We start from the raw sequence: 23268 nt of genomic DNA, 5'->3' as shown, positions 1-23268 counted from the left end.
TTTCCTGAAAATCTTACCGCTTTCTTTTAACCTCTCACCCATTGTAGAATAAAGTCTGCAATCTGCCCAACATCATTAATATCTAACCAATTTTCTCTCTCTAATGGGTAATCCGTTGCTGTTGCAATCGTCCATTGATCTTGCTCTGGCAATGGTCTTTCAATCGCTTGGCGATGTAGTTGAATTTTGGCGATTGACTCGTGTTTAAAGCCTTCCACCAAAACTAAATCAACCTCTGTTTTCGCAAAATTTGCAATTAATTGCTGAAAATCGACCGCTTGTTTTGGGGTTTCCATCATTAGCGCCCAGCGCTCTTCACACACGATCATGGTTGGATTTGCTCCTGCCATCCGCAAGCGATAGCTATCTTTACCGACCTTATCCACTTCTACATTGTGATGAGAATGTTTAATCAAGCCAACTTTCAGCTGACAAGCGGTCAATTTTGGAATTAATTTTTCCAATAGCGTGGTTTTGCCTGTGCCACTATAACCTGTAATACCCAGTAATTTCGGCGTGCTTTGCTGTTGAATAAAGTGGAAATTTTCCAAATCTTCAAAGGTATTCATATTTTGAAAAGCGGCTTTTTGTTCTGAAAAATCGACCGCTATACTTTTTTGTGTTTGGAAAAAATGGAATAAACGGCGTTCACCTTTGGTTAAATACGCTTGTAATGGTGCTACTACCGAACGGTGAATAAGCGCAATTGTTGGGTGTGCTCGTTCTCCGTCATGCGCATAGGCAATTTGTGCTTGGTTGATCATTAATGCTACCGATAATTTACTCTCTAAATTAGCAGGTAAGAATGGCGTATCACAAGGGACAAATAACAGATATTCGCTAGCGATATGTTCAAAGCCTGAAAGCATACCGCTAAGCGGTCCTTGGAAATCGGTAAGCCGATCACAATAAAACGGCAATGCAGGGAAATGTGCTTGGTATTCAGCTTGTGAGCGATTGATATTTAAATAAATTTGCGCTGTTTGTGGAGCTAAGCGCTCAATGATATGTGCGATTAAAGGTTTGCCATTTAGCATTTGTAAGCCTTTTTCCGCACCGCTCATACGACGAGCTAGCCCACCTGCTAAAATTACCGCAGAAATTTGATTTATTTGTTCCATTTTATGCCCAAGTTTTTGCAAAAGTGTGGCTAAAAGTATATGATTCCGAGCACTTTTCAACAAGAATTTTTAAGGAAGCAAAGTATGAAATGCAAACGCTTAGAAGAATTACTTGAGCTATTAGGCGAACACTGGCGCAAACAACCAGATTTACATCTGATTGATATTCTGCAACAACTTTCTGTCGAAGTAGGTGAACCTGATAATTACAGCGCATTGAGTGATGAAGTGTTAATTTATCAACTGAAAATGCGTAACGCTGATAAACACGAACCAATCCCAGGGATCAAAAAAGATTACGAAGAAGATTTCAAAACTGCATTATTACGCGCACGTGGAATTTTAAACGACTAATATAGTCAAACAGACGCATTATCTATTAAGGAATGAACCAATGAAAAAATTTGCATTAAAATCAACGTTAATCGCACTTTCTGCACTTTTCACATTAAATTCGACCGCTTTAGCGGCTGATCCTGTTGCGGGTAAAGAATATACTCAAATTCGCCAAGCTCCTTCAGCACAGAAAGAAGTGGTTGAGTTTTTCTCATTTTACTGCCCTCACTGCTACGATTTTGAATTAACTTATAAAATTCCAAGCCAAATTAAACAAGCATTGCCACAAGACACTAAATTAGTGCAATACCATGTGAATTTTTTAGGTCGCCAATCAGAGAACCTTACTCGTGCTTGGGCATTAGCGATGGCTCTTGGCGTGGAAGATAAAGTAAAAACAGCCCTATTTGAAGCGGCACAAAAAGATGCGTTCAAATCAATGGATGACATCAAAGCAGTGTTCACCGCAAACGGTGTAAGTGAAGCCGATTTCGATAACGGTATTAACAGCTTTGCAGTAAATGGTTTAGTGAACAAGCAAGTACAATTAGCTGATGATTTCAAAATTCGTGGTGTACCCGTGTTCTTTGTAAACGGTCAATACCAATTAAATATGGAAGGTTTTGCAGATTCGCAATCAACCAACGAATTTATCAAACGTTATGTTGATGCAGTCACTTTCTTACTGAAAAAATAATCGCAAGCAAATAAACAAAAGGCTCAATCCCCTAAGAATTGAGCCTTTTTTCATATACCCATTACATTGAAACAATTACACATTCTGCCACACTACGCGCATTTGACTGTGCGGTTGAAGCGGCTGCTCTATCACCAACAGGCCCAACAAATACACGGTTCCAATCTGCGCTTGAGCTAATTCTTGCGTGGAAGCCTGCCATCGCTAAACGGGCTTGCATATTTTCAGCTTGAGCTTTATTTTTAAATGCACCGCATTGCAACCCGAATTTACCCGCTTGTGTTGTCGCTTTTTCCGCTGGTTTTGCTGCAGTTGCTACCACTTTTGTCTGCTCTGCTTTTTTCGGTTTGGCTACTTCTGTAGGTTTTGCCGTTTCAACAGGTGCTTGATTTTGCTTCGCAAGCTCTTGCTGTTTCTTCAATTCAGTTTGCTTACGTTTTTCTTCAGCTAATTTTGCAGCCTTTTGCTGTTCCGCTGCTTTTTTCGCTGCCAATTCTTCAGGCGTTAATGCCACCACAGCAGGTTGTACCTCGCTGGTAGCGGTTTCGCTTGAGTTTGCAGTATTTGCTACTTCAGGTTGAGATTGCGCTACTTTTTCTACTGCTAAACGAGCTGCTTCTTCTTGCTTTAATTTTGCTTCCAGTTGCTGTTTTTGTTCTGCTGAAAGTTGCGCTAATTTCTCTTGTGATTTTTGGCTATTGTCGGTTAAGACTTCGCGTGTTTCTAAATCACGAATATAACTATAAACCTCTTCTGGTCGGCTTGGTAAGGCTGGGCCTTGTGGCTGTTGAACAGGCTGAGTGTGTTGTAGCACAGGCATTGTTTGCGTTGGTGCGTTTTCTTTTAATACCCATAAGCCAATTCCTGCTGCTAATAGCAAGAAAATGATAATCCCTAAAATGAGAGATTTATTGGAGCCCTTTTTTTTGTTAGAGCGAGCAGCATAATCACGTTGTGGCACAATAACACCTTATCTTGTTTAAACCTAAAAACTACAAAGATTATAATCCTACTAAAAAAACCATGCCTTGCCTAGAAGATCCTAAGACAAGCGGTCTGATTTTCACAAAAATTTACGCAGATTTTAAATGCGATAAATAAACATCAAATCGATGATTTTTGGTGGTTTGAGAAAAATCAGGTTTCTGATCTGCTAAAAAAGGAGCGTAATCAGGGCGCTTCACCACCACTCTTTTACCCGCCAACGCTTTTGCTGGTAAAAAGAAATCATCTGAATCCAGATCTGCGCCAACCAAATGTTGGAATACTCGCATTTCTTTTTTCACTAAAGCGCTTTTTTGTTTATGTGGATACATTGGATCAAGATAAACCACATCCGCCACCTGTTGTACTGGATCAAGCAAACTGATGTTACGCTCATCCGCCAAGATCATACGCTGTTGCATAAATGCTCCGATTTCAGGATCTGCATAAGCGCGTGCTAAACCATCTTCTAATAATGCAGCAACAATCGGGTTGCGCTCCACTAATAACACCTTACATCCAACGGCAGCCAAGACAAAAGCATCTCGCCCAAGTCCTGCCGTAGCATCAATGACGGTTGGGAGATAATCGCCTTTAATACCAACTGCTTTAGCGACAGCTTCACCTCGACCGCCGCCAAATTTACGGCGATGCGCCATTGTGCCATCCACAAAATTGACTGCAATTGCGCCGAGTTTTGGTTCATCGAGTTTTCGTAACTCTAAACGTTCATCCGTTAGCACTAAAGCCAAAATAGCGGAGGAATCATGCTTTAACTGCCATTTTTGGCAAATCTGCTGAAATTTCTCAGCATGTGAAGATTCGTTAATCAGTTGAATTGTCATGATATTTATCGTAAGTATCGTATAACCACAGTGGAGTATTAGCTAAAAAGTTCGTTAAAGTGCGCAAGTAAATAAGCTTTACCCGCAAGCGGTTCGTTTTTCCAAGCTTTTTGCAACATTTCATTAGTAAAGTGTTTTTCATATTCTGCTGAAAGTGGACGATAGCTAATATGCCAAGGCTCGTAGCCCACTGTTAAATTTTGTACGCCGTCAAACGGAAAATAGAATCCGAAAGCTGCGGCGTGTTCTGCTAGCCATTTTGCCAATGGCGCAAAATAGCCACCTTCCTGATATTCCCAAGGCTCTAGCTGTAGCTGTTGTCCTTCAGGCACTAAATCAGGATCGAAAATATCAATTTCAGTTCCCCAATGATGGCGGCTCGAGCCAGGTACAGCAGACCAACGCATAATGGCCTGAATTTTTTGTTGCTCATCTAGTTCATTCATTTCAATCTGATTGCCTTGATCATCATGTACTTTGCGCTCGCCATTAAATTTAGCATTCCAAATCAGCATTTGGCGTTCAAAATCCCGATAAGTGCTGGCTGGTTGTAAATTAAAACCCGCTTGTTTTGCTGCTTGTTGCAACGCAAGAAAAGCCTCAACGACAGGGGCCTGCAAAAAATGTTTATCGGATAACGGATTTGGTAAAGCAACAAGATGTTCACGCGTTTTCCCTGTCAGCATAGCGCTTAAGTTCATAGGTTCTCCTGCTTGTTCTTCTATTTGTACTACTACAAACATTTAGCACGGGGTTTGTTGCCCGTGCTAATTGGTTATTTCAATAAATTAGCTAAGATTTGATAATAAACTTCGCCACATTTGCCAAGGTCTTCTACGCTGACACATTCATTCACTTTATGAATAGTGGCATTAAGTGGCCCAAATTCAATAACTTCTGCCCCCATTAAAGCGATAAAGCGCCCATCTGAAGTGCCACCACTGGTATCTAAGCGAGGTGTAATTTTTGTTACATTTTCGACCGCTTGTACTGTGGCTTTTACCAAAGCACCATTGCCTGCCCAAAATGGCTTGCCCGATAAATTCCAGCTGATGCGATGTTTTAGCTGATGTTTAGCCAACATTTCCGCCACTTTATTTTTGATAATTTCATCTGAAACTTCGGTGCAATAGCGTAAGTTAAATTGTACATATAGCTCACCAGGAATCACATTATTGCTCCCTGTTCCCGCTTTAATATTGGCGATTTGAAGACTAGTAGGCGGGAAAAATTCATTACCGTTATCCCATTGATAGCGAGTTAATTCAGCTAAAAAGTCTAATGAAGTATGTACAGGGTTCTCAGCTAAATGAGGATAAGCTACGTGTCCTTGCACACCTTCAATATAGAGATCACCCGTGATAGAACCTCGTCTGCCGTTTTTAATCACATCACCTAATATTTTACCGCTTGAAGGCTCACCCACTACACAATAATGGATTGGCTCACCTCTTTGCATCAGTGTCTCTACCACTTTCACTGTTCCATCTTTTGCCGCCGCTTCTTCATCAGAGGTAATTAATAAAGCGATAGTACCAATGTGATTAGGGTTTGCTTTAACAAACTCTTCTGCTGCAACCACTAATGCAGATAGCGAACCTTTCATATCTGCCGCACCGCGCCCATAAAGCATATTATCGACAATACGTGCTTCAAACGGAGGATAAGTCCATTGCGCTTCATCACCTACTGGCACTACGTCAGTATGTCCTGCAAAGGCAACTACGGGTTCTCCGCTACCATGTTTTGCCCATAGGTTTAGCGTATCGCCAAAAGGCAACCATTCCAGAGAGAATCCTAATTTTTCCAATCGCGCTGCAATTACTTTCTGACAGCCTTGATCATCAGGACTGATAGACGGACGACGAATTAAATTTTGTGCGAGTTCGATGATGTGTTGCTTCATATATTAAGTTCCAAGATAATCTTATTTACCGAATGCCTGTTGGTATTGCTTTTCATTAAATCCAATTAATGCAATCCCATCTTGTAAAATAATCGGGCGTTTAATCAGTGTTGGTTGCTCAAATAACACCTTTAATGCCGTTGTACGATCAAGATTATTTTTAACCGCTTGATCTAAATTACGCCAAGTGGTTGAGCGCTTATTTACTAATGCTTCCCAACCAAATTGCTGCTCAATTTGCTGCAGCCATTCAGCGCTTAATCCTTCGACACGATAATCATGCAAACAAGTTTGTAAACCTTGTTGTTCCAACCATTTGAGTGATTTTTTTACCGTATCGCAATTTTTAATACCATAAACACGTACTACCATAATGAGTCCCTTAGATTGCTCAGAAAAACTAAATACTCTAGTGTTTTTTACCGCAGGATACAAGCATAACACTCGCAACTTCCGAAAATTTGTAATGAAAAATTAAAAATAGTCGGTATAATTTGCGCACTCTTTTACAAAGGTATTACCACTAATGAAAAAATTAACATTCAGAACGCTCACATTATTTGCTGTGTTGTTGCTGACGGCTTGCGGAAGTTTTACGGGATCAAATACTCACAACCCCAAAAAAGCGAAATATCAGATTTCGAATGAAGATGTAAAAAAATGGGTGCTTGAAAAAAATAAAGCTGAACAGTGCCTCTATCCGAAAGAGCGAAAAGCAAAAGGCGCAAAATTGTCTGAAGGTAACCGAATGCTATATCAAATGGCGGTTTATCAAACGACGTTAGGTCAAGTAATAGGGAAAGATAACTATCTTACTATCTCACAAGATCCTGCCTCACAACGTTATTTGGCAAAGAAATTACAACAGTATGAACATTCACAAAAGGCACAATTTAGCCAAGCATGGTGTAATACATTAAAAGCCACTTATCTGCAGCCAACCAAACCAACTAAAGCAACGGCAAAACAGACAAGTGCACCAAAAGCAACCACGGCTAAAAATAGCAAAAAAACCAAAACGACGAAAAAAGCTACTCGAGTCACGAAGCCAGAAGTTGATAATAGCGAAAACCAAGATCAACTAGATATTGCTCAGGAAGATATGCTTGATTCAGAGGCAATTGAGCAGGAAGAAAAAGAATCAACCTTCCAAAAACCACAAGCGCCAAGTGACCGCATTAAAGTCAATTGGGAGCCTGTAAAAAACGAAATCTATTCTTACTAAACAAAAAGAGATGTGAATTATAACTCACATCTCTTTTTTTATTTATTCACACTCTTGCACCGCAAGCCACACCTTCAACATATCCGCTGTTTCAGCCACATCATGCACACGAATAATTTTAGCACCATGTTGCACTGCAATTAATGCACCTGCCACTGAGGCCGCTACTCGTTGTTCTACTGGTTTACCTGTTACTGCACCAAGCATTGATTTACGCGATAACCCCGCCAAAACAGGAAATCCTGAATCAACAAAAGCCTTTAAATGTTTGAGTAGTATAAAATTATGCTGAACACTTTTCCCAAACCCAAAGCCAGGATCAAGGATAATATGTTCTTTGGGGATGCCTGCGCGCATACATTCAAAAATACGTTGATTAAGAAAATCAGCAACATCCTCTAACACATCGTCATACACGGGATTTTGTTGCATATTTTGTGGATTACCTTGCATATGCATTAAGCAAACGGGTAAAGCCAATTCGGCTGCTACATCTAGCGCATGGGGTTCGGTTAAAGCTCGAATATCATTCAGAATATCTGCCCCAGCCATAGCCGATTGCTTAAATACCTCAGCTTTAGAGCTATCCACTGAAATCAAACAATCAAAACGTGCACGTACCGCTTCCACCAGAGGCACCACGCGTTCTAACTCTTGCTCAAGGGTTACAGTTGCTGCATTCGGACGAGTCGATTCACCACCAATATCAATAATATCCGCCCCTTCATTTAGCATTCGCTCTACCTGAAAAAGCGCTTTATCTAAGCTAAAAAATTTGCCCGAATCTGAAAAAGAATCTGGGGTAAAATTTAAAATCCCCATAATTTGAGGTCGAGTTAAATCTAACAAGCGGTCTTTTTGTTGATAATTTTTAAAATGAATTTGCATTATTGTTTCTCTTGTAGCACGACGTAATTTGCTTGTATGTTGGTATGAAAGCTCGGTGGAATTTGTTCCCACAAATGCACATCAATCAGCATTGGCAATAAGCTATTTTGGAACGCCTCTCTTAATGAGCGAAGGTTCACTTCCCCTTTTACGACTAAATCAAGATCACTTCCTTCATGCCCATCGCCATTCACTCTACTACCATAAGCCCAAACCTCTGCAAGCGGTGCATTTTCAGCTAAAATTTGCAAAATTTGAGTAAGATGTCTTGGCTTAAGCATTAGTTTTTCAATTGGCTGGCGCATCAAATACCTCTTTCATCGAATGTGCTAATGCACGTAAATCAACTAAATAATGTAGTAGCATCGCTAGCGTTTCTTCAGCAAAAGCAACACCATAATCATGTGCCGTAACATTACGATTTGCTTGATAATTTAACCAACGCTCCGTTGCCTCTTCATCGAGTAGCCCATGTTTATTGGCGTAACGAAATAGCTCATTAAATACTAAGCGATCTATTTCTCGTGAGCTCCCACTATAAAGCTTTAGCACCTTTCGTAACAATTTTCCTGTGATTTCAAGCGAAAATTCAAAACTTTTAATTGCTGCATTACGAAAGAGGTCATATAGCACAGTATCTTGAGGATCTGTTTCGGTTAAACGCAGAATGGCTTGCTCTAATGTATCTGCAGTGTGCTGTAAATGTTCTATACTTAAGCTCATCGTCGCTAGCTCCTATTTTAATTTGAATTATTTTTCCGCTCTCAACTTCGCCAGTACGCCTTTTAGAGCTTTATCTAAAGGCGCGGTAATTAGCATTTCTTCGCCTGTTTTGGGATGTTCAAAACGAATCGCATAGGCGTGTAAAAAGAGGCGGTGTAAACCAACTGCTTTCATTTTGCTATCAAATTCTGCTTCGCCGTATTTATCATCTAGCGCAATTGGGTGACCTGCGTATTGCGTGTGGACACGAATTTGGTGTGTACGTCCTGTTACAGGGGAAGCTTTAACCAAAGTTGCAGCTGCATAACGTTCCTCAATCGCAAAACGCGTTTCGGAAGGTTTGCCTACTTCGCTCACTTTTACGATACGCTCACCGCTTGCCAATTCATTTTTGAGTAAGGGCGCTTTAATCACTTTCACGTGCGATTGCCACTGACCACGCACTAATGCGAGATAATCTTTTTGCACCACTTTTTCACGCAATTGCTCATGTAAATTACGAAGTGCTGAACGTTTTTTGGCTACCAATAAAATGCCCGAGGTATCACGGTCAATACGGTGAACAAGCTCTAAAAATCTTGCTTGCGGGCGTAAAGCACGTAATGCTTCAATCACACCAAAACTTAAGCCACTACCGCCATGAACCGCAATCCCAGATGGTTTGTTAATAACTAACATCACATCATCTTCGTAGAGAATCTGCTGTTCTAATTCTGCAACTTTATTCAGTTTCGTTGAAATTGGCGCTTCATTTTTTTCGGCGACACGCACAGGCGGTACTCGCACCACATCATTTTCTTGTAATTTATATTCAGGCTTGATTCTCCCTTTATTTACTCGTACTTCGCCTTTACGAACAATACGATAAATCAAACTCTTTGGCACACCTTTCAATTTAGCAAGTAGAAAGTTATCTAAACGTTGTCCAGCCTCATCATCGCTAATGGTAAAAAATTGTACACTGGCGCTAATTACTTTTTCTGTAGTCATGGGTTTTAAGGTCTATGATTCTTTGTTTATGATAAAAAGTTTGGGCTTAATTTTAGCACAAGAGACATTGGCTCGGCAGGCAAGCGGTCAGATTTAGCAAAAATTTTACAAATAGATGGCACTAATTACGATATCGCTTGTCATTAGTACGCATTTTATGCAAAATGCGCGCTCCAAATTCTTACTCTCGCATTGGGCGAAGGATCACTTAAAGGAAACTAAAATGTCAGCAGAAAAAACCGCTGAAACAGCACAAAATGTAGATGTTGTTGCTGAAACAACAAAAGTTATCGACAAAGTCAGTACAATGGACACCCAAACACTCTTAAACGATTGGGTAATTCCGTACGGTACAAAAATTTTATTAGCGATTGCCATTTTTGTAATTGGTAAATTTTTAGCTCGCTTAATCAGTAAATTATTGGGTAAAGCGGCTTTAGCTTCTACCAAAGACGAAATGTTGCAAAGTTTTGTGAGCTCAATCAGCTACTTTTTATTACTCTTAATCGTCGTAATTGCTTCACTTTCACAATTAGGCATTAATACCAGCTCATTAGTGGCATTAATTGGGGCGGCAGGTTTAGCGATTGGTTTATCACTCCAGAACTCATTACAAAACTTTGCTGCTGGCGTGATGTTATTAATCTTCAAGCCATTCCGTAAAGGCGATTTAATCGAAACAGGTGGTATGACAGGTACAGTCGAACAAATGGGCTTATTAGTTTTAGAACTTCGCACAGGCGATAACAAAACCGTATTAATTCCAAATGGCAAGGTATTTTCAGACAGTATCGTAAACTACTCAGCAAACGATGTACGCCGTATTGACTTCATTTTTGATATTTCATACGAATCAAACTTGAAAGAAGCAAAAGAGATTATGGCTCGTATTTTAGCGAATAATACCTTAGTACTTAAAGATCCTGAACCCGTGGTGGCGGTGGGTGCATTAGCCTCAAACAGTGTGCAACTTGTGGTTCGCCCATGGGTCAAAACCAGCGATTACTGGACTGCGTATTGGAACATTACCGAAGCGGTAAAAGTTGAATTTGATAAAGCAGGGATCGAGATTCCATACAACCAAATGAATCTTCACCTTGCAGATAACAAAAGTATTGCGATTGAAAGCAAATAATCGTTTGATAAACTAATCCAAGCGGTTGAATTTTGGGCAATTTTTGCAAAAATTCGACCGCTTTTTTATTTGTTATCAATCATATATATATTCTAATAAATAAAATAGTATCAAAAAGTACTAAACTCGCTTAGAATCTAAGCACATATCATATTTTTTAATAATAATTTGTTTATTTTAGGAACGAAGCATATGACAACACCTCTTAACTTTGTGATGATTTCGCCTCACTTTCCGACCAATTTCGAGACTTTTGCCGTCCGAATGAAGGAAAAAGGCATTCGCACTTTAGGTATCGCTGATACGCCCTACGAGCAACTAAGCGATAATTTAAAAGCGCATTTAACCGAGTATTATCGTGTAGATAATATGGAAGATTACGATCAGGTTTATCGTGCGGTGGGTTACTTTGCACATAAATATGGACGTATTGATCGTATCGAGTCACACAATGAATATTGGCTTGAACTTGATGCAAAATTACGTACTGATTTTAATGTGTTTGGTTATAAGAATGAGGATATGCTCATGATCAAAACCAAAGCGCAGATGAAAGAAGTATTCCGCAAAGCGGGCTTAAAAGTAGCAAAAGGACGTGTTTTTAAAGATGAACAAGATGCGCGTAAATTAACTAAAGAACTCAAATTTCCTGTCATTATCAAACCAAATTCGGGCGTTGGCGCTTCCGACACTTATAAAATCCGTGATGAAGCACAATTAAGTGATTTCTTTGCGGTGCAAAATCCAAAAGTTGAATACATTATGGAAGAGTTTATCGATGGTGATATTGTTACCTTTGATGGCTTAACCGATCATGATGGCAATATTGTTTTCTACTCTAGTCTTGAATATTCCGAAGCCGTATTAGATACCGTTGAAAAAGATGGCGATATGTTCTATTACATTCCCCGCGAAATCTCACCCAAATTAGTTGAACTTGGCAAAATCTGCGTTGAAGCCTTTAACGTACGTGAACGTTTCTTCCATTTTGAATTCTTCCGCGTGAAAAAATCAGGCGAATTATTACCGCTTGAAATCAACTGCCGTCCACCAGGTGGCTTAACCATTGATATGTGGAACTACGCCAACGATTTTGATGTGTTCCGTGAATATGCCAACATCGTCACTGAAAACAAATTCTATACTGAAATAACCCACCCATGGAACGTGGTGTATATTTCACGCAAAGCCAACCAAAACTATGTAAATAGCATTGAAGCCGTTTGTCAGCAATTTGCCGACAATATTATCAGCGTACAAACCGTACCAGGTGTATTTGCCAAAATTATGGGCGAACACGGTATTTTAGTGCGTACTAAAACAATGGAACAGCTGCGTGAAATTGTTCGTTTTGCCCAACAAAAACAGTAAAGGAGTTAGCAATGCATTTTGAAAGAAGAAGTCATTGGAGCGGTGAATTAGGTCGTGAAATGCACTTTAATGTGTATGGTCATGCAGGTAAACCCGTGATTGTATTCCCCTCATCAGGCGGTAACCAAAACGAATACGGTAATTTTGGTATGATCGAAGCCTGCCGTGAATTTATCGATCGTGGCTTAGTAAAATTCTACACGCCAGATTCTTATGATAGCGATTCATGGTTAGCGTTACATAAATCGGGACATGATATGGCATTAGCACATAACGCTTACGACCGCTATATCGTACATGAATTAGTGCCTCTGATTCGCCACGAAGATCATTGGAACGGTACCATGATTGCCACAGGCTGTAGCATGGGGGCATTCCATTCTGTGAATTTCGCCCTCCGTCATCCTGATCTGTTTGATACCACTATCGCGCTCAGCGGTGTGTATGATGCTCGCTTTTTCACGGGCGAATTTTATGGCGACCCAACTGTTTATTTTAATTCTCCTATTGATTCATTATGGGGACAAAATGACAATTGGTTCTTAAACCGCTACCGCCAAAATCACTTTATTGTTGCAGTTGGACAAGGCGCGTGGGAAGAACAACACGTGGAAGATACTCGCCGTTTGCAAGAAGCATTTAATGCGAAAGATATTCCTGCATGGTTTGATTATTGGGGACATGATGTCGAACACGATTGGCCTTCATGGCGTAAAATGATGCCATATTTCTTAAGCAAATTAGCTGAACAAAATATCATTTAACCCGCATTTTCCTTACCCACGCAAGCGGTTAGATTTTGCAAAAAAATTGCCAAATTTAACCGCTTGTTTGCTTGCTCTGCTGACTATCTTCCCATTAGCGAAAAACTTAAAAACTCCACAAAATGAGTTGCCCAATGTACCTCGTGATGAGTTTCATTTGCCATAATTTTAAGCCGAATATTATCAATTGGCAGCCCCGTACGAAGTAGCGCTTGATAGTAATATAACGAACTATTGATATAAGCCTGATTCATATTCGAAATATATTGCGCATCCATATCATCGCCCTCATTGGTACCAACTTGAATAAACACTTTGCTAGCTTTATTCAGTGGATGACGATGCACAAAATCTAAAAATGCCGATTCACTAAACCACGATGCAGAAGAAAACACCCCCAAATGCCCAAAGGTTTCGGGATAAGCTGCTCCCATATATGCGGTAATAATCCCCCCCATTGAACTGCCCGCTAACAGAGTATGTTCACGCTGTGGCTTGGTACGATAGTGCGAATCAATAAATGGTTTCACCGCATTCACCACCCATTGCCCATATTCAGCCCCCATTCCGCCCGCATTGCGTGCCTCTGGCGTATGCCCAACGTCAGTACGCCACGGCGCATATTCATCTAAACGATGCACCGTTGCATTATCAATCCCAACAATAATGATCTTTGGAAATTCTTGATGGCTTTTAATAGTTGGAATAATTTTCCATGAATAGCCTGAATAAGATTCCTTACTGTAAAACACATTTTGTCCATCATGCATATAAAGCACAGGGTAAGTTTGCCAGCTATCTTGATGATAATCTTTCGGCAACAACACACGAATACGGCGATGATGATTGTAATAAGGCACGTACAGAAAATGCTCTTCCATTTTCAGATAGTATTTATCTAAGCTCATGAAATATTCCAGATTAAATGATGTGTGAATGAATGGCTATTATGAACGAAGTACAAGCGATTTTGTACAAAATTAGTATGGAATAATCGATCTTATCTAGCAAACAACATAACCTGTCCAACTTTTGGAGCAGATCAACAAGCGGTCAAATTTCACTAAAAATTTGCAATTGCAAGAGATTTTGGAAATTTGACCGTTTGGAATTTTACCCCTTATTACAAGCGATGACTATCCATGTTTTAACATCAGGTACAATAAGAATCGAAAATGACATTTAATAATCTGTTCTATCTAATAAGTTAGCACAATCAAACATATCATTTTCATACTCTATTTGGAATATAGGAGACGTAGCTACTAAAAAACCACTTTTCCCTTTACAAAAAAGGTAAAAGTTATTTTTTTCTACGTTTTTTAAATTAAATCCTAAACTCTCAATTTTATTAAAAACTCTTGATTGATTATGACTTTCTGGGATATTCCAGTTGACCTCTAATGTAAATGTTCGAATAATCTGCCCACCAAACTGCTTATACTCTCCATTCATATTAATAATTTCCGTAGTTAATATACGGTAAATACGTCTTGTTTCTTTTTGTATAGTGGAGCTATTTTTTGCAAAACCACCTAGAAAGATATAACTATTAACGAATGCAATAAAAAATAGAATTATTAGTTTCCAATAAATACTTTTCATTACTGCACCTCCGAAACATTTTCTATTTTATAGGTTCTTTCTTGGTTAATTCCACCACCACTACCTCCTGTTCCTATACCTACTTCAAAAGAATGATATTTTTTATCATTTTTACTATTAGGTATAGTCTGACTATATCCGATGCAACCTAATTTATAACAAGCACTAGCACCAATCGCATTACCTTCAATGGTTCCATTAATAGTTTGAGCTGTTTTTCGTTCCCCTTTTGCAGTTTTAAGATCTGATAGTTCTAAATTAGTAATCCATCCTAAATTTGCATTAGCTGACACTCCAAATCTAGTAGGTAAAGCAACAGGCGAAAATGTCCAACCTGCAACTATATCGCCACTTCTAAGATTTATTGCAGTTTTAGCTCCTATTCCATATATTTGCCCATTAATAGATATATAATGAGGGGCATATTTATCAGTAGCATCCGCAATTTCCTCGATTACTTCCTCTGTAACTTTTTCTTCTATATCCTTTTTAATATCGTTTCCTTTATTTAATATTCCTAACTGAATCAGTTGACTAGGATTCTCCATAGCCTGCTTAAAATAATTATTCTCCACCGCATTCTCTGCAATATTTTTCCCTAAATCTGCTGATTTCATTGTGGTGTAACTATTTCCACCCATTGCCAATGAAGCACCACCTGAAATACTCGCCCCTACCAATTGGCTTAATTGCGATACCGTTTCTTTTTGGCTTTCGGTTAAGCTACTTGGGTCTTTTGCGCCGTAAAGATGCTCTGCTATCACCGCTGCGCTGACTTCTCCTGCCATCGCTGACATCGCACCTACACCTGCATTGCCTCCTTGTAAGCCCATTTCTACAGCGCCTAATACACCGTGTGCTATCAGGTTAGCGGTAGAATTCGGTGCAGTATTTTCTTTAATCGCTTGGTTTAAATACGGTGAAGCCACTCCCGCAATCACACCTGCTGTCTGACTTCCGCCTAAAAATAAACCCAACGCATTCATTGCCGCATCGGTCGCTTGGCGATATTTTCCGCCCATTTACCAATTTCTCGCTTGTCCTTGGGCTACTGTGGCTTCTTCTATTTTTCCTGCTTTTTCAAGTTGCTCCACTTCCGCTTGATACGCTTTCGCCTTATTTGAAACGTAACGGTTCGCTTCGAGCAAACTAACCTCTTGGAAGTCTTTCAGTACAGTAACTTGTACATCTAATTCTAGCTGGTTTCGACTCTGCCCCGTATCCAAAAAAACAAGCGGTCAAATTTCGCTAAAAATTTGCAAATTGCAAAAGATTTGGGAAATTTGACCGCTTGGAAATAAATTTTATTCCTTAGTACCACTCACGTTTTAAAACAACATTTAATAGCTTGCAGAAGTCTAGCATCGGTAAGAATAACCTTAAAAATCTTCGCTTTTCTTTCTAAATACAGATGTCATCCATATAGCAATAAACACTGTAGGAATAAAAGACATCTTCAATTCCATCGCTGTAATGATTGAAAAAAACAAATTCTACCCGTCATAAGAAAATAAAAATAGCAATTAATAGTTGCAATAACTATGAAAAACAAAAAGGAAAACACAACATAAAAAAAGTAAAATAATAAAATATTTTCTTCATTATTTATTATCCTTATATAAGTCTCTTTCTTCTTGTTTATGTTCTAGATACGTTCCTGTTGAACTATCTAGAACATTTCCTATCCCCGTAGGCAATAAATTAGGCTCTTTATATTTCTGGATAAAACCCCCTGGATAAATTGATTCAGTTTTAAGCTATCTTTACTGTAGATTTACCAGCCTAACATCTAAGAATTTGTGTTTGTAAGTAATCAGTATTAATATAATCCGAAAAACCTTTGTAATATTTCATACTTCAACAACCCCTTCTATCACAACCGCCAATTAATATAAATGAATAAAGCAGCAACACTGATTATAAAAGGCATAAATATGATAGATTTAATTTCAAACTCACTGAAGTTAAGTAAACTATTCAAATCGACCTCCATATAAAAAAATCGACCAAACAAAATAAAAAACATAAAAAAGATTAAAATCCTAATGTAAACATATAATATAAATATAACTTTATCTTTAAGATTCATTATTTGGCTCCTTTAGAATATTCGTTATTTTCTTTCCAATTTTCGATGAGCCTACTACTTCCTGCATCTAAAGAATTTCCTATCCCTGTTGGCAATATATTCGGTTCTTTATATTTAAAAATAAAACCTCCTTTGTGAATAAGCTCCGTTTCAAACCCATCACTAAATGTATTTAACTTAGAATCAAAATATTTCTCCGTTTTTTTACCTATTAAGTATCCTGCTGATGATGAAAATACTCTAGACTTAGCATTCTCTAACCCATCTCCCAGCTCCCCTTTATCTGCATATCCTTCTGCAAAACCTGTTCCCGCATTCCAAGCTAAGAATTTCCCAAAACTAAAATCTTTTGTTATCCAAGCTTCAGCCATATCTTTTGCCGTATCTTTAATACTTATTTCCCCATCTTTCAGGTATTGAGCTGATGCACTTACTGCTCCATTTGCTCCTACAACCCATTTTGTTGAAGCTGAAGAAAGATCAAAAATATTTTTCGCCATTTTCCCTGCCCCTAGTGTTGAATAAACATAAAATTCAGGAGAAACTGGTTTCACAGGTAATTCAATTCCAAATACTTTATAACTCTCACCTTCTTTTTCAGATAATGCTTTAATATTAGGATATTGGAATAACGTACCAAACTCATAAGCATTCTCTTTCTCTTCTCTTACTGCTGTTGCCGCTATATCTACTAAATTTTTTAATTTAGAACGATATTCAGGATCTTTTTCTAAACGAGCTTGAACATTTTTATCTGACAGCATTCTCTCTAAATTAGGGATAAATTCACTACCTAATAAAGCTGTTGATGGTTCTGCTTTGCCTTCATTTTTACCAGTTCTCATCATTCCTGACATCCAATTAGTATGATCAAATTTAATTGTTGAATAGGCAAAATCAAATCCTTCTTTAGCTAAAGATGCATGTTCAGCACAGTCACTAGAACTTCCACCTAATTGACAAGCTGCTTTTAATTTTTGGCTATTTTCTTTATTTATTGTAGCAAATTCTTCTCGAATGATTTTTATACACTCCACATTTCCATTACATTCTCCTACTTTTTTCTCATAATTTTGCCAGTCAGCTTTAGATAGATAGTTATTCTCCACCGCATTCTCTGCAATATTTTTCCCTAAATCTGCTGATTTCATTGTGGTGTAACTATTTCCACCCGTTGCCAATGAAGCACCACCTGAAATACTCGCCCCCACCAATTGGCTTAATTGCGATACCGTTTCTTTTTGACTTTCGGTTACTCAACTCTGTCAGGTATCCAAAACTAACACAAAAACAAACGGTCAAATTTCACTAAAATTTTACGATTGCCAAAAAATTAGGGAATTTGACCGCTTGTGGTTAAATTACATCGTTAAGATATATTTTCCTTATACAAAGGTTTCCAATTTTCTAAAATATACCTTATTAAATCACTATATTTTTCATCTGGATGAATTTCTAGAAACCTAACGCATGCTTTTTCCACAAAATGAAAATTCTCATCCTCAGACACTTCAACTATCCAGTCTTCTTCATTAAATCCTAATTCAAAATATATTTTATAATTACCTGAATCAGAATAATACCAATAGCATCCATCTTGAATGAAATCTTCATATTTGAGTAGAAAATCATATATTGCTTCTAAAAACATACCATCATGGTATAGAACGCTAAATAAACTTTTAATTGTTTTATCTGGATTATTTAGTATTTCTGTTTTTCCATAAAAAAAATCCATCGTACTTCCAGAACCATCAGAAAATAAATTTTTCTTAGGTGTATAGCCAAAACATTGATTATTTAGGATGAACATTTCTAATCTCTCCTGTTTCTGGATTTTGATAAATCCTAAACTCAATATTATTAATATTACTATTATATTCTTTTAAACCTAAGCTATTTTTATAATTTCTAGTCGCAGCGTCTTGCCCCCATTCTAATATTTTTTCATCTGAATATATTTTAGGATCATAAACGGTCTTCGGACTATTTATTTCTTTATAAGTACCATCTGGTTTTCCATCTCTACCTAGTCTCGGTATTTCATAAGTAATTCGGGAAATCCCTTTTGTTTCACTAGCATCTTCTCTGATAACTCTGCCACCATTTTGAGATAGAACATCATAAAAATTATCTCGGTTATGCACTCCTATTACCCCTTTCTTTTGACTGAACTTTATCTCTTCTCCAACACTTAAATGATTCTTAAGATTGATACTAAAGCTAATACCTTCTGGATAATTTGCAATAGGAGAAACAACTGGCAACTTCTCATTCGAACTTACCCCTTTCGGCACCGATTGAGTCGCTTTATCAGCCTGTGTCGTTGATAATTTTGTCCCCGCAATACTTGCAATAACATGATTAGCTACATCAACTCTTCCTATCCAACTCGGATCAATCCCTGTCTTTTTATAGAACTCTGCATCGGCTTTTACTTTCGCATTTTTCAATACATCGTATCTATCTGAAAAACTTGCTACCTTGTCATATTCATCCGAATACATTTCCGAATAGCGGGTATAAGTCGGATAATTATATCCCGTTGGCGTATATTGCGAATTTGAATAGCTAAATTTATCTCGCTCCAATTTTTGGCGCTCTACATGACATTCCATTGAAAGACGATTTCTTTCACATGCTGAAATTAAAGCAATATCACTTTGTCTATCCTTTTCATTAATTGCACCAAGTTCCGTTATTTCTTCTGAAGTAATAATGCCTCGATGTAATTTATCCTCTAAAATACGTTTTCTTTCCGCCTCTTGAGCTGAGAGATAATTATTCTCCACCGCATTCTCTGCAATATTTTTCCCTAAATCTGCTGATTTCATTGTGGTGTAACTATTTCCACCCGTTGCCAATGAAGCACCACCTGAAATACTCGCCCCCACCAATTGGCTTAATTGCGATACCGTTTCTTTTTGGCTTTCGGTTAAGCTACTTGGGTCTTTTGCGGCATAAAGATGTTCTGCTATAACCGCTGCGCTGACTTCTCCTGCCATCGCTGACATCGCACCTACACCTGCATTGCCTCCTTGTAAGCCCATTTCTACAGCGCCTAATACGCCGTGTGCTATCAGGTTAGCGGTAGAATTCGGTGCAGTATTTTCTTTAATCGCTTGGTTTAAATACGGTGAAGCCACTCCCGCAACCACACCTGCTGTCTGACTTCCGCCTAAAAATAAACCCAACGCATTCATTGCCGCATCGGTCGCTTGGCGATATTTTCCGCCCATTTACCAATTTCTCGCTTGTCCTTGGGCTACTGTGGCTTCTTCTATTTTTCCTGCTTTTTCAAGTTGCTTTGCTTCCTTCTCATACTCTTTGACTTTATTCGATACGTAGCTATTTACCTGTGGTAAAGTAATTTCTTGGAAATCTTTCATCGCTTTGACTTGTACATCCAATTCCTTCTGCACAAGGTCTTTATCAAAATGATTTGCCAACTTACCTGAATAGCTTTCCGCATTTTCTGTGGTAATAGCCGTTTTCGCTTGTGCTAATACCTCCTCTGCCGTTTTGCCTGTCTTTTCAAGCTGACCCAGTTTATCTTGAATCGTTAGGGCTGTATTAATCCCCGAGGTCGTTCTCGATGTTTGGCTTTCTTTCACTTCTCCATAACCTAACCCCATGCCTGAACCACTTTCTTTATCGCCTGTCCAGCCTCCATTTAGCTCCGCTAGATTTGAAACTTACAAATTACAAACACCTTTATCCCATTTTGGGGATTGATATCCACACTCTGCTGGATGGAATCTTTTATAGCCCTTATCCATCATGCATTTTTCAAATTTTCCATATAAACCTTTTTCATTTATATATAACAAATCCACGTCTTCATATTTGCTACCACATTTCACTGCATCCTTCCATCTTTGTTCAGAATTAGTTTTACCGACTGAATCTATTTTTTGAAATCGAGCTATTGAAGGGAATATATCGCCTTTATCTACACAACTTACCATTTGGGGAGAATAAAAACACCCATCTGAATAGTAACATCCTTGTAATAAAATAAGAGATATCACAAATATGTTCCTCACTTTACTGACCTCCAATTTTCATTAAAACTTCAAAGAAATCAGATGACATTAAATCCGTAGTAGCAAAAGGTGCTGATACAGGAATTGCAACTACGGTTGTCACTTGCGAAGTTACAGATTGTATTGGTGTTTTTTCTGAAGTATTTCCTAATTTGTCATACCATCCCCATATTTGCCCACCAAGCATATCATGCGTACCTGCAAAACTTTCTACGGCAAAATCAGATATATCACCTGGTTTATAGGTTAATAATGGCTTCCCACCCAAATACCATCCACCTTCAACAGATTGAAATCCTCCCGTTTCTCCGTATAAGCTTCCAGCTTTTTTATTCTGCATAGGATCTATTGCATCATAAATAGAATAATTATCTTTTCCTTTAAAAATAACTTCTCCATCCCTACTTTGTGAACAACTTCCCATACCACTATTACAAATTACATCTAGATCAATCCTAACACCTCCTAACTTAACGCCATCAAAATAACCGCTATCATAGCTATCATTTCTTAGAACTTGCCCTGTTTTTTCGTCTTTGATACCAGCAAATAGACGGGAATTTTTCAACGTTTCTTCACGCATTTTAGTTGCAGCAAGTTGTAGTGTGCCTTGCGTAATAGCAATCTCTGGACTACCTGCAATAATACCTACTGTAGTTTCTAATAAACGTTTTTGATACTGTAGCTTATAGATTTCATTATAGAGAGCTGTTTTTTCCTCTTCATTCTTAGCTTTTTTAACTTCTTCCCTTAATTCAGCTTGTTTTGGTAGTACATAAGCATCTATAACTGAAAATGCATTCTTCCTGAAATCCTGAGTTACTTTTACTTGGATATTCAGTTCTTTCAAAACTTTATCCTTATCAAATCTATTTTCTAGCTTACCTGAACGGTTTTCTGCATTTTCTGTTGTTATGTCAGTTTTGACCTGCTCTACTATTTTTTCTGCCGTTTTGCCTGTTTTTTCAAGCTGAATTTGTGAATCACGAATTTCAATATTAGAAGTATTGATACCACTTTGAGAAACACTTTGACTATTTCCACTTGTATGACCTAAGCCAAATCCTAATGAAGTTTGTAAAGAATCCCAACCTGTCGCTAAAACAGGATCACCTACGCCATTTGTATTTTGGATACCTTCAGCTTCATAAATTTTCTCGCCTTTTTCATTTTCAGCTTGTTTATGACTCTGTGCAATACCACTCTCTTTATTGCCCAATGGCGTATCAAAGTTCATCGCAATAGAACCACTCACACCTATACTGCTACCTTTATACTCCGCATGATTCTCTAAGTTCGTGGCGTTGAGTGTGCCTGTGCTAAAACGATTTTTATGGTTATCTTCTGCTTTGTCCGTTGAAGTCACTAAACCACCTTTTAGCGTTGTGTGATTTTGAACAATAAAAACAAGCGGTCAAATTCCGCTAAATTTTTGCAAATTGCAAAAAGTTATGAAATTTGACCGCTTTACTTTTGTCCCTCACCATAAATAACATCAAAAAGATATTTAGTTACATGAGAGATAATACTATTAGTAGCACCTCTGATTAAAAATCAATATCATTTGCAATGTATTCATATCCTTAATAACTTCTTTTATGAGCTATTGCTACTAAAAAAGCTAAAGCAAAACTGATAAAAGCTGTTGGAACAAAAATCAATTTTAATACAATAGGATTTAAGAGAATATCCCAGAAAAAGATTTGATCCCGTAGTAGAAAATACAAATTACCACCTACAAAGATGGAAACCACACCACAAATTATTAACAAACTATAAGTTTTAAAAAAAACATTGATAAAAACAATCATCTCTCTTCATCCTTTTTTAAATTATCATAGTTACCTTTCATATAATCTAGTGGTTTACTGAAAATATTCTCTGATAAATTTCCTATTCCTGTTGGAATTACACTATCTGGTTTATATTTAGTTATAGCCCCATTTAAACCAGCTGGTGCGGTGTTAAAGCCATTTTTATAAGGGTTTAAATAAGAATTAAATGTACCTTCCACTTTTTTCCCAGTACCATACCCAATACTAGCAATACTTAATTTAGAAATAGCTGATGCCAGTCCATCTCCAACATTTTGTTTCTCACTATATCCCTCAATAAATCCTGTTCCAACATTCCAAGCGACAAACTTCTTATAACCAAAATCTTTGGTAATACGAGCTTCCGCCATATCCCATAAAACTTGTTTAGGATTAACCTCTCCATCAATTAAATATTGAGAAGTTGCACTAGCATCACCATTGACACCAACGGTCACCTTAGTTGACGCAGAAGTAATCGTATTTATTCCTTTCACAACACCTTTAGCTCCCACACCACCTAATATATAGAATTCAGGATATACAGGCTCAAGCCCTAATTCTCGTCCAAAATAATTATAGTCCCATGCTGGCGCTCGACTCTGTCGAGTGTCCAAAGCTTACGCCAAAACAAGCGGTCAAATTCCAATAAAAATTTGCAAATTGCAAAAGACTTGAGGAATTTGACCTCTTATGGCTAAAATAAATCTTACCCTGTAATATGCGAGT

27 protein-coding genes and 1 pseudogene are annotated in these 23268 nt (G+C 38.1%); 6 read left to right on the top strand and 22 right to left on the bottom strand.

Annotated features, from left to right (window positions below; all coding sequences use genetic code 11):
• Positions 1-26 precede the first annotated feature (26 nt).
• Entirely contained in the window at positions 27-1121 is a 1095-nt protein-coding gene (mobA, locus tag F8M47_RS10925) for a molybdenum cofactor guanylyltransferase MobA (protein ID WP_150540107.1), read from the bottom strand.
• Between the two features lie 84 nt (positions 1122-1205).
• Here mobA and F8M47_RS10920 point away from each other — a divergent pair, with 84 nt between their 5' ends.
• Entirely contained in the window at positions 1206-1475 is a 270-nt protein-coding gene (locus tag F8M47_RS10920; protein WP_150540106.1) for a YihD family protein, read from the top strand.
• Positions 1476-1515: 40 nt separating this feature from the next.
• On the top strand, positions 1516-2154 hold the full coding sequence (dsbA, locus tag F8M47_RS10915) for a thiol:disulfide interchange protein DsbA (protein ID WP_150540105.1): 639 nt from the start codon (positions 1516-1518) through the stop codon (positions 2152-2154).
• A gap of 61 nt (positions 2155-2215) precedes the next feature.
• On the opposite strand, the gene ftsN is transcribed toward dsbA, so the two are convergent.
• The 5 genes from ftsN to F8M47_RS10890 form a co-directional block, all read right to left on the bottom strand.
• On the bottom strand, positions 2216-3115 hold the full coding sequence (ftsN, locus tag F8M47_RS10910; protein ID WP_150540104.1) for a cell division protein FtsN: 900 nt from the start codon (positions 3113-3115) through the stop codon (positions 2216-2218).
• Between the two features lie 112 nt (positions 3116-3227).
• Positions 3228-3983: a class I SAM-dependent methyltransferase gene (locus F8M47_RS10905; protein ID WP_150540103.1), complete on the bottom strand. Its 756-nt coding sequence runs from the start codon at positions 3981-3983 to the stop codon at positions 3228-3230.
• Between the two features lie 38 nt (positions 3984-4021).
• Positions 4022-4684, bottom strand: a complete 663-nt coding sequence (locus tag F8M47_RS10900; RefSeq protein WP_150540102.1) for a M15 family metallopeptidase — start codon at positions 4682-4684, stop codon at positions 4022-4024.
• A gap of 74 nt (positions 4685-4758) precedes the next feature.
• Positions 4759-5889: a succinyl-diaminopimelate desuccinylase gene (gene dapE, locus F8M47_RS10895; protein ID WP_150540101.1), complete on the bottom strand. Its 1131-nt coding sequence runs from the start codon at positions 5887-5889 to the stop codon at positions 4759-4761.
• Between the two features lie 21 nt (positions 5890-5910).
• Positions 5911-6261: an ArsC family reductase gene (locus F8M47_RS10890; protein WP_150540100.1), complete on the bottom strand. Its 351-nt coding sequence runs from the start codon at positions 6259-6261 to the stop codon at positions 5911-5913.
• A gap of 154 nt (positions 6262-6415) precedes the next feature.
• On the opposite strand from F8M47_RS10890, the gene F8M47_RS10885 reads away from it, so the two are divergent.
• Entirely contained in the window at positions 6416-7114 is a 699-nt protein-coding gene (locus tag F8M47_RS10885) for a DUF5358 family protein (RefSeq protein ID WP_150540099.1), read from the top strand.
• A gap of 42 nt (positions 7115-7156) precedes the next feature.
• Here F8M47_RS10885 and folP read toward each other — a convergent pair whose 3' ends face one another.
• Genes folP through rluC form a run of 4 tightly spaced genes read right to left on the bottom strand, consistent with a single transcriptional unit; the run spans position 7157 to position 9715 of the window.
• Positions 7157-8002, bottom strand: a complete 846-nt coding sequence (gene folP / locus F8M47_RS10880) for a dihydropteroate synthase (RefSeq protein ID WP_150540098.1) — start codon at positions 8000-8002, stop codon at positions 7157-7159.
• Positions 8002-8283: a nucleotidyltransferase family protein gene (locus tag F8M47_RS10875; protein WP_244298128.1), complete on the bottom strand. Its 282-nt coding sequence runs from the start codon at positions 8281-8283 to the stop codon at positions 8002-8004. Before F8M47_RS10875 ends, folP begins: the two co-directional genes overlap by 1 nt.
• Before the next feature lie 7 nt (positions 8284-8290).
• The gene (locus F8M47_RS10870; protein WP_150540096.1) at positions 8291-8725 is read right to left on the bottom strand and encodes a nucleotidyltransferase substrate binding protein; all 435 of its coding nucleotides are present in this window, start codon (positions 8723-8725) and stop codon (positions 8291-8293) included.
• A gap of 27 nt (positions 8726-8752) precedes the next feature.
• Positions 8753-9715 (bottom strand): 23S rRNA pseudouridine(955/2504/2580) synthase RluC, encoded by a 963-nt coding sequence (gene rluC, locus F8M47_RS10865; RefSeq protein ID WP_150540095.1) that lies wholly within the window; start codon positions 9713-9715, stop codon positions 8753-8755.
• Between the two features lie 223 nt (positions 9716-9938).
• Here rluC and F8M47_RS10860 point away from each other — a divergent pair, with 223 nt between their 5' ends.
• From F8M47_RS10860 to F8M47_RS10850, 3 genes are all read left to right on the top strand, one after another.
• A complete protein-coding gene (locus F8M47_RS10860; protein WP_150540094.1) occupies positions 9939-10850 on the top strand; it encodes a mechanosensitive ion channel family protein in 912 nt (303 codons plus the stop codon).
• A 192-nt stretch (positions 10851-11042) separates the two neighbouring features.
• Positions 11043-12221: an ATP-grasp domain-containing protein gene (locus F8M47_RS10855; RefSeq protein ID WP_150540093.1), complete on the top strand. Its 1179-nt coding sequence runs from the start codon at positions 11043-11045 to the stop codon at positions 12219-12221.
• Positions 12222-12232: 11 nt separating this feature from the next.
• Positions 12233-12985: an esterase family protein gene (locus F8M47_RS10850; protein WP_150540092.1), complete on the top strand. Its 753-nt coding sequence runs from the start codon at positions 12233-12235 to the stop codon at positions 12983-12985.
• An 83-nt stretch (positions 12986-13068) separates the two neighbouring features.
• Here F8M47_RS10850 and F8M47_RS10845 read toward each other — a convergent pair whose 3' ends face one another.
• The 12 genes and pseudogenes from F8M47_RS10845 to F8M47_RS10790 form a co-directional block, all read right to left on the bottom strand.
• On the bottom strand, positions 13069-13893 hold the full coding sequence (locus F8M47_RS10845) for an alpha/beta hydrolase (protein ID WP_150540091.1): 825 nt from the start codon (positions 13891-13893) through the stop codon (positions 13069-13071).
• Between the two features lie 274 nt (positions 13894-14167).
• Positions 14168-14590, bottom strand: coding sequence for a hypothetical protein (locus tag F8M47_RS10840; protein WP_150540090.1), 423 nt, complete (start codon positions 14588-14590; stop codon positions 14168-14170).
• Positions 14590-15612 carry a VENN motif pre-toxin domain-containing protein gene (locus F8M47_RS10835; protein ID WP_150540089.1) on the bottom strand — a complete coding sequence of 341 codons (1023 nt, stop codon included), beginning with the start codon at positions 15610-15612 and terminating at the stop codon, positions 14590-14592. Before F8M47_RS10835 ends, F8M47_RS10840 begins: the two co-directional genes overlap by 1 nt.
• Positions 15613-15816, bottom strand: coding sequence for a hypothetical protein (locus F8M47_RS10830; protein WP_150540088.1), 204 nt, complete (start codon positions 15814-15816; stop codon positions 15613-15615).
• A gap of 862 nt (positions 15817-16678) precedes the next feature.
• Positions 16679-17920 (bottom strand): annotated as a pseudogene (locus F8M47_RS10825) (VENN motif pre-toxin domain-containing protein); the annotation flags it as partial.
• A 128-nt stretch (positions 17921-18048) separates the two neighbouring features.
• Entirely contained in the window at positions 18049-18492 is a 444-nt protein-coding gene (cdiI, locus tag F8M47_RS10820) for a ribonuclease toxin immunity protein CdiI (protein WP_150540086.1), read from the bottom strand.
• Positions 18476-19918 (bottom strand): VENN motif pre-toxin domain-containing protein, encoded by a 1443-nt coding sequence (locus F8M47_RS10815; protein WP_167509622.1) that lies wholly within the window; start codon positions 19916-19918, stop codon positions 18476-18478. The genes cdiI and F8M47_RS10815 overlap by 17 nt, the downstream gene beginning before the upstream one ends.
• Positions 19919-20314, bottom strand: coding sequence for a hypothetical protein (locus tag F8M47_RS10810; protein ID WP_150540085.1), 396 nt, complete (start codon positions 20312-20314; stop codon positions 19919-19921). It lies immediately after the preceding gene.
• A gap of 60 nt (positions 20315-20374) precedes the next feature.
• The gene (locus F8M47_RS10805; protein ID WP_244298126.1) at positions 20375-20710 is read right to left on the bottom strand and encodes a hypothetical protein; all 336 of its coding nucleotides are present in this window, start codon (positions 20708-20710) and stop codon (positions 20375-20377) included.
• A gap of 16 nt (positions 20711-20726) precedes the next feature.
• Positions 20727-22091 (bottom strand): hypothetical protein, encoded by a 1365-nt coding sequence (locus F8M47_RS10800; protein WP_150540083.1) that lies wholly within the window; start codon positions 22089-22091, stop codon positions 20727-20729.
• Between the two features lie 217 nt (positions 22092-22308).
• Positions 22309-22536 carry a hypothetical protein gene (locus F8M47_RS10795; protein ID WP_150540082.1) on the bottom strand — a complete coding sequence of 76 codons (228 nt, stop codon included), beginning with the start codon at positions 22534-22536 and terminating at the stop codon, positions 22309-22311.
• Positions 22533-23156: a hypothetical protein gene (locus F8M47_RS10790; RefSeq protein ID WP_150540081.1), complete on the bottom strand. Its 624-nt coding sequence runs from the start codon at positions 23154-23156 to the stop codon at positions 22533-22535. The genes F8M47_RS10795 and F8M47_RS10790 overlap by 4 nt, the downstream gene beginning before the upstream one ends.
• Positions 23157-23268 lie beyond the last annotated feature (112 nt).

The sequence above is a fragment of the Actinobacillus vicugnae genome (genome assembly GCF_901687125.1).
GTDB lineage: Bacteria > Pseudomonadota > Gammaproteobacteria > Enterobacterales > Pasteurellaceae > Actinobacillus > Actinobacillus vicugnae.
Note: the sequence above shows the minus strand (reverse complement) of the source record. Positions and strands in the feature narration are given on the sequence as shown.

Bases quoted from the DNA above. Each gene is read 5' to 3' on its own strand.
- cdiI (WP_150540086.1), bottom strand. From the start codon at position 18,492: ATGTTCATCCTAAATAATCAATGTTTTGGCTATACACCTAAGAAAAAT.
- F8M47_RS10840 (WP_150540090.1), bottom strand. From the start codon at position 14,590: ATGAAAAGTATTTATTGGAAACTAATAATTCTATTTTTTATTGCATTC.
- F8M47_RS10875 (WP_244298128.1), bottom strand. From the start codon at position 8,283: ATGCTTAAGCCAAGACATCTTACTCAAATTTTGCAAATTTTAGCTGAA.
- folP (WP_150540098.1), bottom strand. From the start codon at position 8,002: ATGCAAATTCATTTTAAAAATTATCAACAAAAAGACCGCTTGTTAGAT.
- F8M47_RS10810 (WP_150540085.1), bottom strand. From the start codon at position 20,314: ATGGGGTTAGGTTATGGAGAAGTGAAAGAAAGCCAAACATCGAGAACG.
- F8M47_RS10855 (WP_150540093.1), top strand. From the start codon at position 11,043: ATGACAACACCTCTTAACTTTGTGATGATTTCGCCTCACTTTCCGACC.
- F8M47_RS10815 (WP_167509622.1), bottom strand. From the start codon at position 19,918: ATGGGCGGAAAATATCGCCAAGCGACCGATGCGGCAATGAATGCGTTG.
- F8M47_RS10900 (WP_150540102.1), bottom strand. From the start codon at position 4,684: ATGAACTTAAGCGCTATGCTGACAGGGAAAACGCGTGAACATCTTGTT.
- rluC (WP_150540095.1), bottom strand. From the start codon at position 9,715: ATGACTACAGAAAAAGTAATTAGCGCCAGTGTACAATTTTTTACCATT.
- mobA (WP_150540107.1), bottom strand. From the start codon at position 1,121: ATGGAACAAATAAATCAAATTTCTGCGGTAATTTTAGCAGGTGGGCTA.
- F8M47_RS10795 (WP_150540082.1), bottom strand. From the start codon at position 22,536: ATGATTGTTTTTATCAATGTTTTTTTTAAAACTTATAGTTTGTTAATA.
- F8M47_RS10920 (WP_150540106.1), top strand. From the start codon at position 1,206: ATGAAATGCAAACGCTTAGAAGAATTACTTGAGCTATTAGGCGAACAC.
- F8M47_RS10835 (WP_150540089.1), bottom strand. From the start codon at position 15,612: ATGGGCGGAAAATATCGCCAAGCGACCGATGCGGCAATGAATGCGTTG.
- F8M47_RS10890 (WP_150540100.1), bottom strand. From the start codon at position 6,261: ATGGTAGTACGTGTTTATGGTATTAAAAATTGCGATACGGTAAAAAAA.
- F8M47_RS10860 (WP_150540094.1), top strand. From the start codon at position 9,939: ATGTCAGCAGAAAAAACCGCTGAAACAGCACAAAATGTAGATGTTGTT.
- F8M47_RS10845 (WP_150540091.1), bottom strand. From the start codon at position 13,893: ATGAGCTTAGATAAATACTATCTGAAAATGGAAGAGCATTTTCTGTAC.
- F8M47_RS10885 (WP_150540099.1), top strand. From the start codon at position 6,416: ATGAAAAAATTAACATTCAGAACGCTCACATTATTTGCTGTGTTGTTG.
- F8M47_RS10905 (WP_150540103.1), bottom strand. From the start codon at position 3,983: ATGACAATTCAACTGATTAACGAATCTTCACATGCTGAGAAATTTCAG.
- F8M47_RS10870 (WP_150540096.1), bottom strand. From the start codon at position 8,725: ATGAGCTTAAGTATAGAACATTTACAGCACACTGCAGATACATTAGAG.
- dapE (WP_150540101.1), bottom strand. From the start codon at position 5,889: ATGAAGCAACACATCATCGAACTCGCACAAAATTTAATTCGTCGTCCG.
- dsbA (WP_150540105.1), top strand. From the start codon at position 1,516: ATGAAAAAATTTGCATTAAAATCAACGTTAATCGCACTTTCTGCACTT.
- F8M47_RS10850 (WP_150540092.1), top strand. From the start codon at position 12,233: ATGCATTTTGAAAGAAGAAGTCATTGGAGCGGTGAATTAGGTCGTGAA.